Origin of the sequence: Priestia sp. BR_2, assembly GCF_041954005.1 — a bacterium.
In the GTDB taxonomy this organism is placed as follows: Bacteria; Bacillota; Bacilli; order Paenibacillales; family Paenibacillaceae; genus Paenibacillus_AQ; species Paenibacillus_AQ lautus_A.
Map to the genome: position 1 here is coordinate 143,295 of NZ_JAVFHM010000312.1, position 16,894 is coordinate 160,188.

Consider the following 16,894-nt stretch of genomic DNA (forward strand, 5'->3'; position numbering starts at 1 on the left):
ATTCAGTCAGTACAACTTGCTTGGATGTACTCTACGGTTTTGATAATGTCCATTATGTGATTATAACATACCCAAACAGAAGGCTTCTGCTTGGTTCGGCTGGAAATCATCCGGCTTCCCCCCGTTTATCTGAACGTTCCTTGGAAGCAAGCTTAGATGCCGGAAACATCCATGCGGGACTCCACCAATTCGCTCTGCCCAGCATCTTCATGAATGCAGGCACAAGCAGCACCCGAATCACGGTCGCGTCCAGCAGAATGGCTGCTGTCAGGCCTAAACCGATCGCTTTCATCACTTCATTGTCCGTAAATACGAAGGCACCCACAACGACGGCCAGAATCAGAGCCGCGCTGGTAATCAGGCCGCCCGTACTCTCCAAGCCCTCGGCCGTGCTGAATTCGTTATCCCCCGTCCGTTCATAGTTCTCCATGATCCGCGAGAGCATCATGACTTCATAGTCCATCGATATGCCGAACACCACGCAGAATATCAGGACCGGCAAAAGCGCGAAGATGGACCCTGTAGAGGAAACGCCCAGCCACTCCGCACCAATGCCCTCCTGAAATACCCACACCACGATACCGAGTCCGGCGCCCAGGCTGAGCATGTTCATGACGCTGGCCTTTAAGGGGAGCACGATCGACCGGAATGCGAAGAGGAGGATGATATAAGTCACCGCAAATACGAATACCAGGACGTAGGAAATGTTCTGCTGGATGGCTTCCATGATGTCCAGTTTATACGCGGGGCTGCCGGTGACATAGGTCTTCAGTTCATTCGTATCCATGGTCCGCAGCGCTTGGACAAGCTGCATCGTGAGTGCATGGGATTCCTCATGCTCCGGAGTCACGGCAACGGCTGCCATATTTCCTCTGACAAAACGATGCTGCTCCAGCTGCTGGCGGATCTCTTGGCGGGACAGAACGTTTGATACTTCCTCCACCGAACCCCTGCCAACGCTCAGATAACTCTCTACCCGCTTCACGCCTGGCATGAGCCTGATTTCATCCGTGTACGCCTTCATCAGCTCGATGCTGTGCGGATCCGCATAGGAGGACGGAAGCTCCACCGCCACAACGATCGAATTCAATTGGCGTTCGTCATAAGCTTGCGTAAGCAGGTCGTGGCCATAACGGGATTCATAGGCGGGGGGCAGCACTTCGGCAGCGGGGATGGCAATGCTCATGTTTCGGACCGGATAGATCGCCACCAGCAGCAAACCGATCGCTGCTACAGAGATGGTCACGGGATGGGCCATAACAAAACCGGAGATCCTTCTCCACATACCCGAGGTCTGCCGGCCCCGAAGCGACCGGAGTTTGGCCGGAAAGAGAGGGAGCGCATCGATGCGGGGGCCCAGCATCCCCAATAAAGCCGGAAGAAGCGTGTTGCCGGCCAGCACCGAGAACAGCACGACGGTAATGCCGCCTATGCTGAAAGAGCGGAAGATCGGCAGGTCGATGAAACTCATCGCCACAAAACCGATCAACACGGCAGCACCCGAGAACATCACTGCTTTGCCGGCGGTTGCGCAAGTGATAGCCAGGGCGGATCCCACATCCCCGCTCCGTGTCCGCAATTCTTCTTTGAAGCGGCTAACGATCAGCAAGGCATAATCAATGCCTACGGCCAGACCCAGCATCGTGACGACATTCGGAAGAAAATTGCTGATCGAGCCGTCGGCCGAAGCGACAAAATACAGAATGCCCATCGTGACCACCACGCTGACAATTCCGGCGATTAAAGGAAGAAGCGCGGCAGTCAATGTGCCGAATACGACCGCCAGGATGAGCAAGGCTGCAGGAATGCCTATCATTTCCGCATGGATAATATCGCTCTTAACGGCTTGATTCATATCGGCGAAGATGGCGGTATTTCCCGTTATGTACGTATCCGCTCCCGTGATGTCGGGAACCGAATCTCTGATCTCTTCAAACTGCTGCAGGGCTTTCGAGGAATCCAGATCCAGCAGCACCGTCACGGATACGATATGATCCTGGCCGGCCTGATGAGCTGCGATATTCATATACATGTCCCTGACATATGGGCGGCCACGCAAAGGCGCAAGCTCCGTCAGTATCCGCCTCTGCGCCGTCCCTGCCGTCAGGTTCTCATCGTGTCGACTGACAACGACGATATCCAGCGAGGCTGCCGACAATCCCAGACCCTCCTCCAGCTTCTCGATTCCGATCTGGGCCGGGCTATCCTTCGGCGTAAACCCGTTATGCTGCAATATGGACGGCAGCTTGAACGCAAACGGAAGCAGCACGCAAAACAAAATAAGCCAGGTTACAACAATGGCTTTACAGTAGCGGTAAATCAGTCGCCCCCATGTATGCAGCAATGTTGCATGGCCGTTACGTCTCACGAGTCAACCTCCTTATGCTCCAGTTTGATCTATGGTGCTCTGTCCGATGCCGGCGATCATAACGGCCAGCGTCTCGGATAAATCCACTTCGTAAGGCGCGGATAACGGGGTGCCCTCGGCATCCGTCAATACGCGGACAACGGGTCGATGCGGCACATGGGCGTGGATCCTGGATACCACTCCATTCTCACCCGTATGCAATTTCACGGTGATCCCGGGAGGATATATCGCTACCCGATCCCGAAACATGGCCAGGAATGATTGTTCATACAGCGTTCCCGATCCGGCGTACATGACCTCCACCGCTTCGTGCGGCAGCAATGCAGGCTTGTACACCCGCTGCGTGGTCATCGCGTCGTAAGAATCCGTAATCGCGATCCATTTGGCGTATTCATGGATGTCAGGTCCCTTCAAAGCCCGGGGATAACCGCTGCCATCCAGGCGCTCATGATGTGACAGGGCGCAATGCGCCGATAACAGCGGAATGTTGGGCTCGTCCTTCAATATTTTGAAGCCGATCTCGGTGTGCTTCTGGACCTCGCGAAATTCCTCCTCGCTAAGCCGTCCTGGATGGTTCAGCAGCTTCTGGCTTATCCGCGTTTTGCCGATATCGTGCAGCAGGGCCCCCAGGCCGAGCACCCTCAGCTCTTCCCGGTTATACCCGTAAGACACGCCAAGAACCGTCGAGTAGACGCATACGTTCAGAGAATGACGGTACAGGTTGTAATCGTTCGTATTCATATCGGTCAGCAGCACCATGCCCTCATCATGCTCCGAAATTTCATCCATAATGGACTCCATCATCCCGGAGAACGTTTTGCCCAAATGAAGGAAGCTGCCTTTCAGAGCAGCCTGGCTCTCCAGGTTCTTGAAGCTGGTCCGAATCGATTGGATCGCCTGCAGCCGCGTCTCTTCGGTCAACAGTTCCGGAACCGTGATATCCTCCGTCATCGGATCCTCGATGTATACATACCCGAGTTCCAGCGTGCCCAGACGGCGGATCAGCCCGGCTGTCAGTTCCACGCCCTCGGCAAGCAGGATTAAACCGTCACTATTGTATATTTTCTTACCAAGAACCATGCCCGGCCTCAACGCGTTGATAGGTATAAGACGCAAAATCCGTCACTTCCTCTGCTATTCTGAAACTTGTGTGGGATATAGCGTCTAGTCTTCAGTGGATCACGATACGAAGAAGCCGGATCTCCTTCTTGTGTCTACTCCTGCTTAATGCATGATGAACAGCCAAAAAACGGCGGCGAGACCAAAACGGTAGATCGCAAAATGAGTAAGCTTTATCTTCTGTATGAGTTTCATGAAGGCCAAGACGACAAAATAAGCGACAACAAACGAAACGATAAAACCGGCTAGAAATACGCCGATCGTATCTAAAGTAAAATATCGGTAAGAATCCAGCAATTCATATCCCGATGCGGCACACATGATGGGAATCGCGATAATAAACGAGAAATCGGCCGATGCCTTATAACTCACGCCGCTAAGCATGCCCCCGGAGATCGTGGACCCCGAACGGGAAAAGCCCGGCCATAAGACGGATATGATCTGGTAGATCCCAATCAGAAAGGCCTGCTTATATGTCAAATCATCCATATCATGCGCGGTCACTTGGACTTTATGCTTATTGTACCATTCCGCAAAAATCATAAAAATGCCGCCGGCAACGAGCGCAAACAGCACCGTCTGCGCATGGAACAGGCTTTTGATGAAATCCCTCGCAAAAAACGCAACCAGCAGGGCCGGAGCAATCCCCAAAAATATATGCATCAGGTTCAATCGCCTCCGAGGCACTTTCCGGGTCAACGGCTCGCTTCGGCTCCACCCGAGCAGATTCAGAATCCGATTCCAATAAACTATCGCGATCGCCAAAATGGCTCCCAGCTGAATGACAACCTCAAACGTCTTCATGATCGGTGTTTGGTCATCGTAACCGAGCACCTTGGCCGTCAAAATCATGTGGCCCGTGGAAGACACCGGAATGAATTCGGTTAGTCCTTCCACGATCCCCAGTATGATGGATGTGATAAAATCCATGTCCTCCCCCTCCCCTTACCTTTGTCCTCCTCATATGTATGCTCGGCCAAAGGAAGTTAGTCGGGGGTTGTCAGGATATCCAGCGTGAAATCATGGACGCTTCAAGCGATCCGGGACGCGAAAGCTCGCTCCGCAGCAGGTCTCGAATAAACTCGGGCAGCATATAAACCGTATCCGTTCCAAGCGCCAGGGTCTCGTATCCGATTTTAAAAGTAAACATGTCGAGCGTTCCCACATGATATTCCCGCTGCCATTCCAGCGGTTGTCCCTTGAAGGAGATTTGCGTGATCTTCCGGTAAGGCTCTCCATCCTTGTCATATCGGATCTTTAATCCATCGACGGCCAGGCCCCCTAACAGATACCCGCGGAATCCGAAGCCCATGATCTTCTTCCCGCTAAACTCCGGAAGCAGACTCTCTTCAAGCGCCTGATAGATGTGTTCTCCCCGCAATTTCACGACACAGGGATTAATCGGTGACGGGCACAAACCATGCAGCATCCCGGTGCTGATTTCGCCCTCCGGCAGCGGTCCCAGCAGCTGCCCGGAATTGACGACCGCAATTTCGGCACCCGTGTGCTGCAGCACGGCCTGAGCCAACAGGTTCGCAAACGGCGATTCCTCCTCATAATGGATCGGCAGGCTGCGGTCGATTACGGCCACGGCTTCGGTTAACTTCTCCTTGGCCAGCTCATGATGTTTCAGGATGGCCTGCTCCACGATGGGCTCCATCAAGCTTTTATCCACAGGCAGCAAGGTTCCCTCTACGCAGGTAAACCGTTCACCAACGTCATTCCGCTCCATAACGAGGCGGCCTACGTATTGTCCGAATTTGCCCGCGCCGCATACGGCTGTCTTCCCGATCATTAGCGGCTCCTCAAGAATATGATGGGTATGGCCGCCAAGTATGACATCAATGCCTTCTACATGTTCTGCTAATCTTTTATCAATCGTTAGTCCTAAATGGGATAAAACGATAACGATATCACACTGGCCCTGAAGCGCTCGAACCTGTTCGGCAATGGCCTCCACCGGGTCTCCTGCTTCCCAGCCTAACAATTGATAAAATCCTGCAAAAGCTGCCGTCGCGCCGGTGAGCCCGATCGAAATGCCATCCCGCTCCAGGATCACATGCCGTTTCATCCATGATGGAGGACTGCCGCTCTCCGTCTCCCTGATGTTGCAGCAAACGACGGGGCACTGCAGTCCGGCATATACATGCTCCAGAACATCGTACGAAATGGTCAGGCCTTCGTTATTGCCGATCGTAATCGCGTCGTATCCTGTCAAATTAATGACATCCACATTTGCTTGCCCCATCGAGCCTTCGGTTTCCACCGATGCGCGATCCATATGGTCTCCGATATCCAGCACGATCGACTTATCGCCGGCAGCCGTCTTTTCCCGGGAAATAAGTGCCGCCACATTGCTCATCATCTCGAAATGGCTGTGTATATCGTTGGTATATAATATGGTCAGCTTTTGTTTATTGCTTTTAAGCCCCATCTGGCGGCCCCCTCCCAAGTTACTTTTACGATAATTTCCGGTCTTACAAGCATAACATTTTAGCGAAGAATATGGTATATTGTAGCCCATAAGAATTACGAGGTGATCAAAATGTCGACAACCATTTCCATACTGCTATTCGCCGGATTAGCCGATCGCATCGGCACGGCTTCACTTGCATTCAGCGTACCCGCCCTCCCCCTTACTACCGGGGATTTGAAGCTGCTTCTTAGCGAGGCTTATCCTGATGCCCAGTCCCAGATTGCCACGGCCTTCGTTGCGGTCAATCAAGAATATGCGCTGCCGGATCAGCTTATTCAGAGCGGGGACGAGGTGGCTCTGATTCCGCCTGTGTCCGGCGGGGACGGAACCAACCTGCAGGACACAGGCTCCAGTTCCTCGTCAGACGGAACGTGCACCATCACCTGCCACCGGCTGTCCGTGGAAGAAACCATCGCCAAAGTGCATGATGATAACCATGGCGCAACGCTTTCCTTTGTAGGCACGACGCGGGAGATAACCGGTCAGATGCGAACGGTAACGCTGGAGTATGAAGCTTACATTCCGATGGCCCTGAAAGAAATGCAGCAAATCTGCATGGACATCCACGGCCGATGGCCCGGCACGAAATGCGCGATTTCCCACCGTATCGGTACGGTCGGAATCGGGGAAACCAGCGTCGTTATCGCCGTATCTTCACCGCATCGGGAAACATGTTACGAAGCAAGCCGATATGCCATCGAGCAGTTGAAGCGATCCGTTCCGATCTGGAAGAAGGAGATATGGGACGATGGATCCGAGTGGAAAGGGGCGCAGACCGGACCCTGGGACCCAATGGCTAGGCAATAAGTCGCGATTATATCATTGTAAAACCATAATTTTCTTGCTAAGATAGTTTTGATCTTTTTACTTATATAAGGGCAAGAGGTGCAATGATTTGAGAGTACATGTCACGGACCTGAAACCCGGTGATCAAATACAGCAGGATGCTTACAACACTAACGGCGTTCATGTTCTGCAAAAAGGAGCTTTGCTACGTTCAGAGGATATATCCAAGCTATTGCAGCACGGCATCGATTACATAGAAATACGGCCGCGCGCGCTGTCCGTATCCCTCGATCCGTTATCTGAAATTTCGGACTCGTTCAACAAGGTTAAACCTCACTTTAACCTTGCGTTTGACGGATGCTCCGCCTTATTTACGGAAGCATCCCAATCCGGAAAGTTCAATGAATCCCTTGTAGACGATGTTTTCCAGCCACTGGTCGGCTCGCTGAACGAGCATACGGATGTGGTATCCCTGCTTCTGCTGTTTAATGGAACAGACGATTATACCTACAGGCATTCCATTCAAGTAGGGATGCTATCCTACTACATCGCGGATTGGATGGGTTACTCCGGCAAGGAAGCCTATGAAATCGGCAAGGCAGGCTATCTCCATGATATCGGCAAGAGTAAGATTTCAAGGGATATCCTGGACAAGCCCGGCAAGCTGACCCCCGAGGAATTCGAGGAAGTGAAGCTGCACACCATCTATGGTTACGAGATGATCGCCGAATCCATGGATGACAAGGTGACCGCCATGGTCGCGCTTCAGCACCATGAACGGGATGACCGTTCGGGCTATCCGCGAGCGCTCCATGCAGACCAGATTCATCCGTACTCTCATATTTGCGCGGTAGCCGATGTCTACAGCGCCATGACAACGAACCGGGTCTATCAGTCCAAGCAGCAGCTGCTAACCGTTCTGCGCGAGCTGTACAGTCTCAGCTTCGGGAAGCTGAACGGCAAGCCGACGCACGCTTTCATTCAGCAGATGCTGCCGAATTTCATCGGCAAAAAGGTTCTGCTGACGACGGGCGAATCCGGCATCATCGTCATGAACCATCCTTCGGATTACTTCCGTCCGCTTGTAAAGACCGATGATCGTTTCATCGACCTCTCCAAGGAATATCATACCGAGATTCAAGAGATTCTGTTGTGACCTGTGTTCCTAAAGATAATCCGGAAGCTGCTAAATCGCTTGCTTCCCTGCTCGAATAACCAGTATTGCCGTCAGCCTTGAGGCTGGCGTTTTTAGCGTCTGCCTTGTGACGTTTTTCACATCAAATCTTATTGGATTTTGGCACAATCGAAGACGTATCCAACCGGCCTGTGCAATCTATAAATCTCTTCGTCCGCGTCTCGGTGCCATTCCCATAAACGTTCAAGCACAAAAAAAAGAGCGAATCACCCATCCCTGAGTGATTCGCTCCTGTCTTCATATGAACTACTTAGCCGATGGAACCTTCCATCTCGAACTTGATCAGGCGGTTCATTTCAACGGCATACTCCATCGGAAGTTCTTTGGTGAACGGCTCGATGAAGCCCATAACGATCATCTGCGTAGCTTCGTCTTCCGTAAGTCCGCGGCTCATGAGGTAGAACAACTGATCCTCGGATACCTTGGAGACGGTCGCCTCATGCTCCAGCGTAATGTTGTCGTTCTTGATTTCGTTGTAAGGAATCGTATCGGACGTCGACTCATTATCGAGAATGAGCGTATCGCACTTAATGTTCGCTTTCGCGCCTTCCGCATTGCGGCCGAACGAGGCGAGACCGCGGTATGTTACTTTACCGCCATGCTTACTGATCGATTTCGATACGATCGTGGACGTCGTATCCGGCGCCAGGTGGAGCATTTTCGCCCCAGCGTCCTGATGCTGGCCTTTGCCCGCAACCGCGATGGAAAGCACCATCCCTTTGGCACCGCGTCCTTTCAGGACGACAGCAGGGTATTTCATCGTCAGCTTGGAGCCGATGTTACCATCCACCCATTCCATCGTTGCGTTCTCTTCCGCAACCGCGCGCTTGGTAACGAGGTTGTAGATGTTCGGTGCCCAGTTCTGAATCGTCGTGTAGCGAACACGCGCGTTCTTTTTGCAGATGATCTCAACCACGGCACTGTGAAGCGAGTTCGTGCTGTAGATCGGAGCCGTACAGCCTTCAACGTAATGCACGAAGCTGTCCTCGTCGGCAATGATCAGCGTGCGTTCGAACTGACCCATGTTCTCGGAGTTGATCCGGAAGTAGGCTTGCAGCGGAATTTCGCACTGTACGCCTTTCGGCACATAGATGAAGCTTCCGCCGGACCATACCGCACTGTTCAAAGCTGCGAATTTGTTATCCGTCGGAGGTACGACCGTTGCAAAGTACTCTTTCAGAATCTCCGGATGCTCTCTAAGAGCCGTATCGGTATCCATGAAGATAACGCCTTGATCCTCCAGATCCTTTTGCATATTATGGTAGACCACTTCGGATTCGTACTGCGCGGATACGCCCGCCAGGAACTTCTGCTCCGCTTCCGGAATCCCCAACTTATCGAAGGTTTCCTTGATCTCGGTCGGTACTTCCTCCCACGTCTTGCCTTGCTTATCGGAAGGTCTTACATAATACTGGATATCGTTGAAATCCAGCTCGTCGAGATCGCCGCCCCAACGAGGCATCGGCATTTTCTCGAACTGCTCCAGAGCCTTCAAACGGAATTCCAGCATCCATTCCGGCTCGTTCTTGATTTTGGATATTTCCGTAACGACTTCACGCGTCAAACCTTTACCGGTTTGGAAAATAGCCTTGTGCTCGTCACGGAAACCATATTTATACTCTTCCATTTCTGGCGCTTTTTTAGCCATTTAACTTACCTCCCTATCGATCTGTTCATTCGCTTACTTCGCGTCAATTCCTTTTCGGAGTGCGTTCCAAGCAAGTGTTGCGCATTTAATGCGTGCAGGAAACTTGTTAACACCGGATAGGGCTTCAATATCCTCGTACTCGTCAAAATCCACTTCATCGCCTTTCATAAGGGAAGAAAAGCGGTCCGCCAAACTGATGGCTTCGTCCAGCGTTCTTCCTTTTACGGCGTCCGTCATCATCGAAGCGGAAGACATGCTGATGGAGCAGCCTTCCCCCGTATATTTGGCATCGGCGACCACGCCGTTCTCTACCTTAAGCTGCAAGGAAATGCGATCTCCGCAAGTCGGATTGTTCAAATCGATGGTTACCGCATCTTCTTCAAACTTGCCGCGATTGCGGGGGTTCTTATAATGATCCATGATGACACGTCTGTACAAATCGTCAAGTTGCATCGCCAAAATACTCCTTTGTCTGGATTAAGGCGCTAACTAATCGATCAACGTCCTCTTCTGTATTATACAGATAAAAGCTCGCGCGTGCCGTGGAAGATACTTTTAACCAACGCATAAGCGGTTGACAGCAATGATGTCCTGCACGAATCGCAATCCCCTGGGCATCCAAAACGGTTGCCACGTCATGCGGATGAACGTCTCCAAGATTGAATGTGATAAGGCCCACTTTACGCTTACGGGGACCGTAAATGGAGATGCCTTCGATCTCGGAGATCCGGTCCATGGCGTAGTTCGCAAGCTGAGCCTCATGCCGTTCGATGGCGTCCATTCCGATTTCCTCCAGGAAATCGATCGCGGCGCCAAGTCCGACAGCTCCTGCAATGATGGGCGTGCCGCCCTCAAACTTCCAAGGGAGCTCCTTCCAGTTCGATTCGTACAACCCGACGTCATTGATCATCTCTCCGCCGAATTCGATCGGCTCCATTGATTCCAGCAGCGCCTTCTTGCCGTATAATGCGCCGATACCTGTTGGAGCACACATCTTGTGTCCGGACAAAGCGTAGAAATCGCAGTCCAGGTCCTGAACGTCCACTTTCATGTGCGGCGTGCTTTGCGCCCCGTCCACCACGATAACGGCACCGTGCCGATGCGCGATTTCCGCGATTTGTTTAACGGGATGCACGACGCCCATGACGTTGGACACGTATGCGATGGCTACGACTTTGGTCCGTTCGGTCACCAGTTCCTCTACATCTTCGACACGGATCGTGCCGTCAGGCTGCAAAGGAATATATTTCAGCGTAGCGCCGACGGCGATGGCCGCCTGCTGCCACGGAATGAGATTGCTGTGATGCTCCATTTCCGTCAGGACGATTTCATCCCCAGGACCGCAAACGGAGCGTGCGTAGGATGAAGCCACCAGATTCAGGGCCGTCGTCGTTCCGCGGGTGAATATAATCTGCTCCGAACTCTCGGCATTTATGAAACGGGCAACCTTCTCCCTGGCTCCTTCATAAGCATCGGTAGCACGGCTCCCGAGCGTATGAACTCCGCGGTGCACATTGGAGTTCTCCCATTCGTAGTACCGCTTGACGGCATCTATGACCACCTGCGGCTTTTGCGATGTCGCGGCATTGTCGAGATATACCAGCGGATGTCCGTTGATCTCCTGGTGAAGAATGGGAAATTGCTCACGGACGGAGGCGATCATTGTCCCAGCTTCCTTTCAACGAGCCCCTGCAGCTGGTCGCGAAGTCCCTCGAGCGGAATTTCGCTGACAACCGGAGCCAAGAAGCCGTAAATAATCAGGGATTCTGCAACGGATCGGGAGATGCCGCGGGACATCAGGTAGTAAATTTGCTCCCGGTTCACTTGTCCTACGGACGCTGCGTGACCGGCCGTTACGTCGTCCTCATCGATCAACAGAATCGGGTTCGCGTCGCCGCGGGCTTTCGGGCTGAGCATCAGAACGCGTTCGGTCTGCTGTCCGTCCGCCTTCGTTGCTCCCTTCTCGATCTTGGTAATGCCGTTGATGATGGCTTGTGCTTCTTCGCGCATGACCGCACGGGTGATCATCTGGGATGCGGAGCTCTTGCCGAAATGCTTCGCTTGCGTGGTGTAGTTGATCTTCTGGGATCCGGAACCTACCGCAATGATTTTAGCATCGGATGTCGAGCCGTTGCCCTTCAGAATGCTCATGGTGTCGCTGGCTGTATCGCCATCGTTCATCTCGCCGACGATCCACTCGATCGAAGCGTCGTTGTCAAGCACCGCGCGGCGGAACGTGACATCCGTTGCTTCTCCGGCCAATTGGTGAACGGATGCGTAACGCACCTTCGCGCCGTTCTTAGCAAACACTTCCACCACGCCGTTATGGGTTACCGGCGCAGTCAGGAAATCCGATACGTAGTTGTCTACATAAGTAATCTGACTGTTCGCTTCGGCTACGACCAGCACATGCGGAGCAAACGTGGCTTCAGCATCGTCGGTCAGCATGACCGCTTGCAGCGGAACATCGACCTCCACATTCTTGGGAACGTAGAGGAATACTCCGCCGTTCCATACGGCAGCGTGCAGAGCGGCCATGGCGTGCTCATCGCTCTTAAGCGCTTGGTGCAGATAAGGTTTAACCAAATCCGCGTGTTCTTTAACCGCTGTTTCCAAATCGGTGAAAATCACGCCTTTGGCTGCGAGTTCCGGTGCCAGGCTTGCATATACGGTTCCGGAATTGCGTTGAATAACCAAACCGCCTTCTCTCGAGCCTTCGACAAGTTTGGCCACATGCTCAGGCAATTCGTCAAGGGACGCGAGTTTATTGCTCTCTTTATATTCACCGTAGCTGTGGATGTTCCAACGCTCGATGCGTTGTTTCTCCAGCTTGGGCAGTTCCAACTGGCCGGCCAGTTCCAGGGCTGCCAGACGGCTGTCTGTAAGCCAAGCCGGCTCCTGTTTACTTTCGGACAATGCCTTCAGAGCCTCAGCGTTGACCGGAAGAATGGTTTGTGTAGTCATATCGTTTCCTCCTCCCGTCTATTTACGCGTCTTGACCTACAGTTTCATCGGTAATGCCCAGCTCTTCCTTGATCCAGTCGTAACCTTCCGCTTCCAGACGCTCAGCCAGCTCAGGGCCGCCGGATTTCACGATGCGCCCTTGCATCATAACGTGAACGTAATCTGGCGTGATATAGTTAAGCAAACGCTGGTAGTGGGTAATGATCAAGAAACCGCGCTCTTCGGACTTCATGGCATTTACGCCGTTCGCCACGATTCTCAAAGCATCGATATCCAGACCGGAGTCGATTTCGTCAAGCACGACGATTTTCGGATCCAGCATCATCATTTGCAGAATTTCATTACGCTTCTTCTCACCGCCGGAGAAGCCTTCGTTCAGGTAACGGTGAGCAAACTCGGGATTCATCTCGAGCTCTTTCATTTTGCCTTCCATTTGACGAATGAACTTGATCAGGGAAATCTCGTTGCCTTCGCCGCGGCGTGCATTGATGGAGCTCCGCAGGAAATCGGAGTTCGTCACGCCGGCGATTTCGCTCGGATATTGCATGGCCAGGAACAGGCCAGCGCGTGCGCGCTCGTCTACTTCCATCTCCAGCACGTCTTCATCGTCGAGGAATACTTTACCTTCGGTTACTTCATATTTAGGATGACCCATCAACGCGGAAGCCAACGTACTTTTACCCGTTCCGTTTGGTCCCATGATGGCATGAACTTCTCCGCCCTTCATCTCAAGGTTGATCCCCTTCAGGATCTCCTTGCCTTCGATCGTTGCTTTCAATCCTTCAATGACAAACTTGGTTGACATATTAGATTCCCTCCGTTGAATAGGTAGTGTATTTGTTGTCCCATATGATAACAGGATTGTACGCCCTGATTTCATAAAATAAAAAGTAATTCTTTATTTATAATCATTCTAAACTGATTATCAATGATTCTCAAGCCATTTTATAATAAAAAATGACGTATTTCAACCGGACAAGCCTTTTGGAGACAACATTCAGACAACTGTAACCATTAAAAACAGGCTTGGCCGATTAACCGGCCAAGCCTGTTTCATTCTGCCCTTTTCATCCGCCGTATATGCTGATGCTCCCCGTGTCGCCACAGCATCTAGGCAACGGCGTAAGCCGCGCGTCGTCAGACGGTGTTGGGGGACACATAAGCTATGAGACTCGTTAACAAGCTGCCTCAAGCTGCAGCGAATATACGGAATGAATGGGGATATCATTCTATAGGAATCACGCTTTATCCAAGGTAAGAGCGCAGCATCCACATATGCTTCTCAAGATCGGCCTTGAACCCGGTGAACATGTCCGCTGTCGGCGCATCTCCGGCTTCCTCGGCCATTTCGATGCCTTCCGCCAATTCCTCGGATACGGTAGCAAAGTCCTCGACCAAGGCCTGTACCATGCCGCGGGTATCCTCGTTGCCGGAGGCCTCCTGAACGGTCGCAAGCTCCAGATATTCTTTCATCGTTGCAGCCGGCTTGCCTTTGATCGAAAGCAGGCGTTCCGCAACCTCATCCATTTTAAGCGTGATTTCGTCATAAAGTTCTTCGAATTTAACATGAAGGGAGTAGAACTGCTCTCCGGTTACATACCAGTGATAGTTGTGAAGTTTGACGTAGAGCACGTTGAAGTTCGCAACCTGCTGATTGAGCAATTGCTCCAGACTTGCGTTTTTCGTTTTTCCTGCAGCTTTGCCAGATGTAGTTTTTGCCATGGTTTATCCCTTCCTTTTCTATATGAAATGCACCCTGTACTGCGTCAAAGGAACATTCGGCAGATCGGTGTATCCCCATTGTAACTGGAACCATCTGCTAATGCTATTCCTTCATTAATATATGAGTACATCCTGTGCTTGGGCGTCTATTTGTAGTTTACCCTCAGGACTGCGAAGCGAATCAGGTTCGGTTAACCTTGAGACTTGCCAAAAAATTATACAAAATTCGCGAAAAAACGTTATACTAAGTAATACCAAGCAAAAAAGTTGGCTTTGTTTTTCTTCTATTTTATTTGGGGGTGACCATCCATGTCTGCATATCATCCGCTGAACGCGGACGAAGCGATACAATTAGCTAAAAGTATACCGGGCCGGTTCCCGGACCATGCCGAACTCGAATGCCGCGAAATCGGCGACGGCAATCTCAATCTGGTGTTTCATGTCACCGCCAAAAATACGGCTGATAGTATCATTATCAAGCAAGCTGTTCCTTATGCAAAAGTCGTAGGCGAATCCTGGCCGCTGTCTCTCGACCGCGCGCGCATCGAGCGTCTCGCCCTGGAGACGGAGTACTCCCTGTGCCCTGACCTCGTGCCGAAAGTATACGGCTATTCGGATGAGCTCGCCTACACCGTGATGGAAGACTTGAGCGAGTACACCATCATGCGCAAAGGCCTTATCGAAGGCATCGCCTATCCCAAGTTCGCGGAGCATATCGGCCGGTTTTTGGCCAGAACCCTGTTCTATACATCGGATCTGGGCATGAACCAGCAGCAGAAGAAGGAACTTGCCGGCCGTTTCGTTAATCCGGATCTATGCAAAATTACCGAGGACTTAATCTTTGAGGATCCATACCGCGAATCCGCCAACAACAACTATGAACAGAGCATTGCCGATGAAGCGGAAGCCCTTCGCGCCGACCTGCCGCTTCACTTCGAAGTCGCGCTGCTGCGCCATAAGTTTCTGACCCATGCGCAAGCTCTGCTCCACGGGGATCTGCATACGGGCAGCATCTTCGTCACGCCGGAATCCACCAAGGTGATCGATCCGGAATTCGCATATTTCGGCCCGATGGGATTCGATATCGGCGCGGTGATCGGCAACCTCCTGCTCAACTACGCTGCACAGCCTGGCTGGAGCGGGGACGAGCAGACGCTGGCCGCCCGGGAAGCCCGACTCCTCGAGATGGCGAGCAGCGTTTGGAACCATTTCGAGAACAACTTCCGCTCGCTGTGGAACGATGATCTCTTGGACGAGATGTCCCGCACGCCAGGCTATCAGGACCATTATGTGTCGCAGATTTTGAAGGACGCCGCAGGATTCGCGGGCTGCAAAATGATTCGGCGCATCGTCGGATTGTCCCATGTTGCGGACATCGACACCATAGCGGACGATAAGGCCAGAGAAGCAGCACAGCGCAAAGCGCTCGCCATCGGCAAAAATCTCGTGCGCCATCACCGCAGCATCAAATCCTTCGAGGACATACTGACCTTGATCACGCAAGCATCCAAAGGAAATGAGGTATCGATATGAGCGGTATGACTACCGGCAATACCAGCACCTATGAACCGCTAAGCTCGGTTTACTGGGGAGGAGACCATCTGGTCCTTCTGGATCAGCGCTTGCTCCCGGAAGAGATCGTCTATCTTAAGCTCTATACGCCAGAGGATGTCTGGGAAGGGATTCACTCCATGAAAGTCCGCGGCGCACCGGCGATCGGCATCGCGGCAGCATTCGGCGCCGTTCTCGGGGGAATGCAGGTGGAAGCCGATGGTCGCGAGGATTGGCTTCAGCAAGTCGCAAAAACCTGCGCTTATCTCGCAACGTCCAGACCGACGGCCGTCAATCTGTTCTGGGCGCTGGACCGCATCAAGCTTGCAGCCGAGAAGCTGGCTTCGGCATCGGATCTCGACACGGCCGGTCTGAACGCGGCGCTGCTCGCCGAAGCCGAGGCCATCCGGGCCGAGGACGAGGATGTATGCCGCCGCATCGGCGAGAACGCGCTGCCGTTCTTCCGGGACGGCATGGGCGTTCTCACCCACTGCAATGCGGGGGGATTGGCGACCGCCAAATACGGGACCGCCCTGGCGCCAATGTATCTGGCCCATGAGCAGGGCCTGAACATCAAGGTGTTCGCGGATGAGACGAGACCCGTTCTGCAAGGTGCCCGCCTAACCGCCTTTGAACTCCAGCAGGCCGGCATCGACGTCACGCTGCTGGCAGACAACATGGCCGCCATGGTCATGTCCAAAGGTTGGATACAAGCGGTTATCGTCGGTACGGATCGCGTAGCCGCAAACGGCGATGTCGCCAACAAAATCGGTACGTATGGGGTCGCGGTTCTGGCGAAAGCCCATGGCATCCCTTTTTATGTGGCGTGCCCGTTGTCCACGATCGACCTGAATACGAAGACGGGTGCCGATATTCCGATTGAGGAGCGGCCGGCGGAAGAAATCACGGAAGGTTTCGGCAAGCGCACCGCACCACAAGGCGTCAAAGTGTACAACCCTGCCTTCGACATTACGCCGAACGAATACGTGACGGCGATCATAACGGAAAAAGGCGTCGTGCAAGCACCTTACGAAGAGAGCTTGAAAAACTTATTCGAATAAGCCG

The 16,894-nt window shown here is 52.7% G+C and carries 14 protein-coding genes; 4 read left to right on the top strand and 10 right to left on the bottom strand.

The genetic code is table 11. The features are described from left to right. Window positions 1-106: 106 nt before the first annotated feature. The 4 genes from RB298_RS27410 to RB298_RS27425 all read right to left on the bottom strand — a co-directional run bounded on the left by RB298_RS27410 (window position 107) and on the right by RB298_RS27425 (window position 5,921). On the bottom strand, window positions 107-2,368 hold the full coding sequence (locus tag RB298_RS27410) for an MMPL family transporter (RefSeq protein WP_486049540.1): 2,262 nt from the start codon (window positions 2,366-2,368) through the stop codon (window positions 107-109). A 12-nt stretch (window positions 2,369-2,380) separates the two neighbouring features. Next, window positions 2,381-3,484 carry an HD-GYP domain-containing protein gene (locus RB298_RS27415; RefSeq protein ID WP_486049542.1) on the bottom strand — a complete coding sequence of 368 codons (1,104 nt, stop codon included), beginning with the start codon at window positions 3,482-3,484 and terminating at the stop codon, window positions 2,381-2,383. A gap of 108 nt (window positions 3,485-3,592) precedes the next feature. Then, window positions 3,593-4,417, bottom strand: a complete 825-nt coding sequence (locus RB298_RS27420; protein WP_096776333.1) for an undecaprenyl-diphosphate phosphatase — start codon at window positions 4,415-4,417, stop codon at window positions 3,593-3,595. A gap of 70 nt (window positions 4,418-4,487) precedes the next feature. Continuing rightward, the gene (locus RB298_RS27425; protein WP_096776334.1) at window positions 4,488-5,921 is read right to left on the bottom strand and encodes a bifunctional metallophosphatase/5'-nucleotidase; all 1,434 of its coding nucleotides are present in this window, start codon (window positions 5,919-5,921) and stop codon (window positions 4,488-4,490) included. Between the two features lie 111 nt (window positions 5,922-6,032). On the opposite strand from RB298_RS27425, the gene moaD reads away from it, so the two are divergent. Both moaD and RB298_RS27435 read left to right on the top strand, forming a co-directional pair. Continuing rightward, entirely contained in the window at window positions 6,033-6,770 is a 738-nt protein-coding gene (gene moaD, locus RB298_RS27430) for a molybdopterin converting factor subunit 1 (RefSeq protein ID WP_096776335.1), read from the top strand. Between the two features lie 88 nt (window positions 6,771-6,858). Beyond that, window positions 6,859-7,905 carry an HD-GYP domain-containing protein gene (locus RB298_RS27435; RefSeq protein ID WP_277746738.1) on the top strand — a complete coding sequence of 349 codons (1,047 nt, stop codon included), beginning with the start codon at window positions 6,859-6,861 and terminating at the stop codon, window positions 7,903-7,905. Between the two features lie 289 nt (window positions 7,906-8,194). Here RB298_RS27435 and sufB read toward each other — a convergent pair whose 3' ends face one another. The 6 genes from sufB to RB298_RS27465 all read right to left on the bottom strand — a co-directional run bounded on the left by sufB (window position 8,195) and on the right by RB298_RS27465 (window position 14,278). After that, complete coding sequence (gene sufB, locus RB298_RS27440; RefSeq protein WP_486049545.1) at window positions 8,195-9,592, bottom strand: Fe-S cluster assembly protein SufB; 1,398 nt, start codon at window positions 9,590-9,592, stop codon at window positions 8,195-8,197. Window positions 9,593-9,625: 33 nt separating this feature from the next. Then, on the bottom strand, window positions 9,626-10,045 hold the full coding sequence (sufU, locus tag RB298_RS27445) for a Fe-S cluster assembly sulfur transfer protein SufU (protein WP_015737015.1): 420 nt from the start codon (window positions 10,043-10,045) through the stop codon (window positions 9,626-9,628). Next, entirely contained in the window at window positions 10,035-11,255 is a 1,221-nt protein-coding gene (locus RB298_RS27450; RefSeq protein WP_009595771.1) for a cysteine desulfurase, read from the bottom strand. The genes sufU and RB298_RS27450 overlap by 11 nt, the downstream gene beginning before the upstream one ends. Next, entirely contained in the window at window positions 11,252-12,556 is a 1,305-nt protein-coding gene (gene sufD, locus RB298_RS27455) for a Fe-S cluster assembly protein SufD (protein ID WP_486049548.1), read from the bottom strand. The genes RB298_RS27450 and sufD overlap by 4 nt, the downstream gene beginning before the upstream one ends. Window positions 12,557-12,578: 22 nt before the next feature. Then, entirely contained in the window at window positions 12,579-13,361 is a 783-nt protein-coding gene (gene sufC / locus RB298_RS27460) for a Fe-S cluster assembly ATPase SufC (protein WP_015737018.1), read from the bottom strand. A gap of 440 nt (window positions 13,362-13,801) precedes the next feature. After that, window positions 13,802-14,278 carry a Dps family protein gene (locus RB298_RS27465; RefSeq protein ID WP_009595811.1) on the bottom strand — a complete coding sequence of 159 codons (477 nt, stop codon included), beginning with the start codon at window positions 14,276-14,278 and terminating at the stop codon, window positions 13,802-13,804. A gap of 309 nt (window positions 14,279-14,587) precedes the next feature. Between RB298_RS27465 and mtnK the strand changes: the two genes are divergently transcribed. Both mtnK and mtnA read left to right on the top strand, forming a co-directional pair. Continuing rightward, window positions 14,588-15,811 (top strand): S-methyl-5-thioribose kinase, encoded by a 1,224-nt coding sequence (mtnK, locus tag RB298_RS27470; protein ID WP_486049550.1) that lies wholly within the window; start codon window positions 14,588-14,590, stop codon window positions 15,809-15,811. Then, window positions 15,808-16,890 (top strand): S-methyl-5-thioribose-1-phosphate isomerase, encoded by a 1,083-nt coding sequence (gene mtnA / locus RB298_RS27475; protein ID WP_486049551.1) that lies wholly within the window; start codon window positions 15,808-15,810, stop codon window positions 16,888-16,890. The genes mtnK and mtnA overlap by 4 nt, the downstream gene beginning before the upstream one ends. Window positions 16,891-16,894 lie beyond the last annotated feature (4 nt).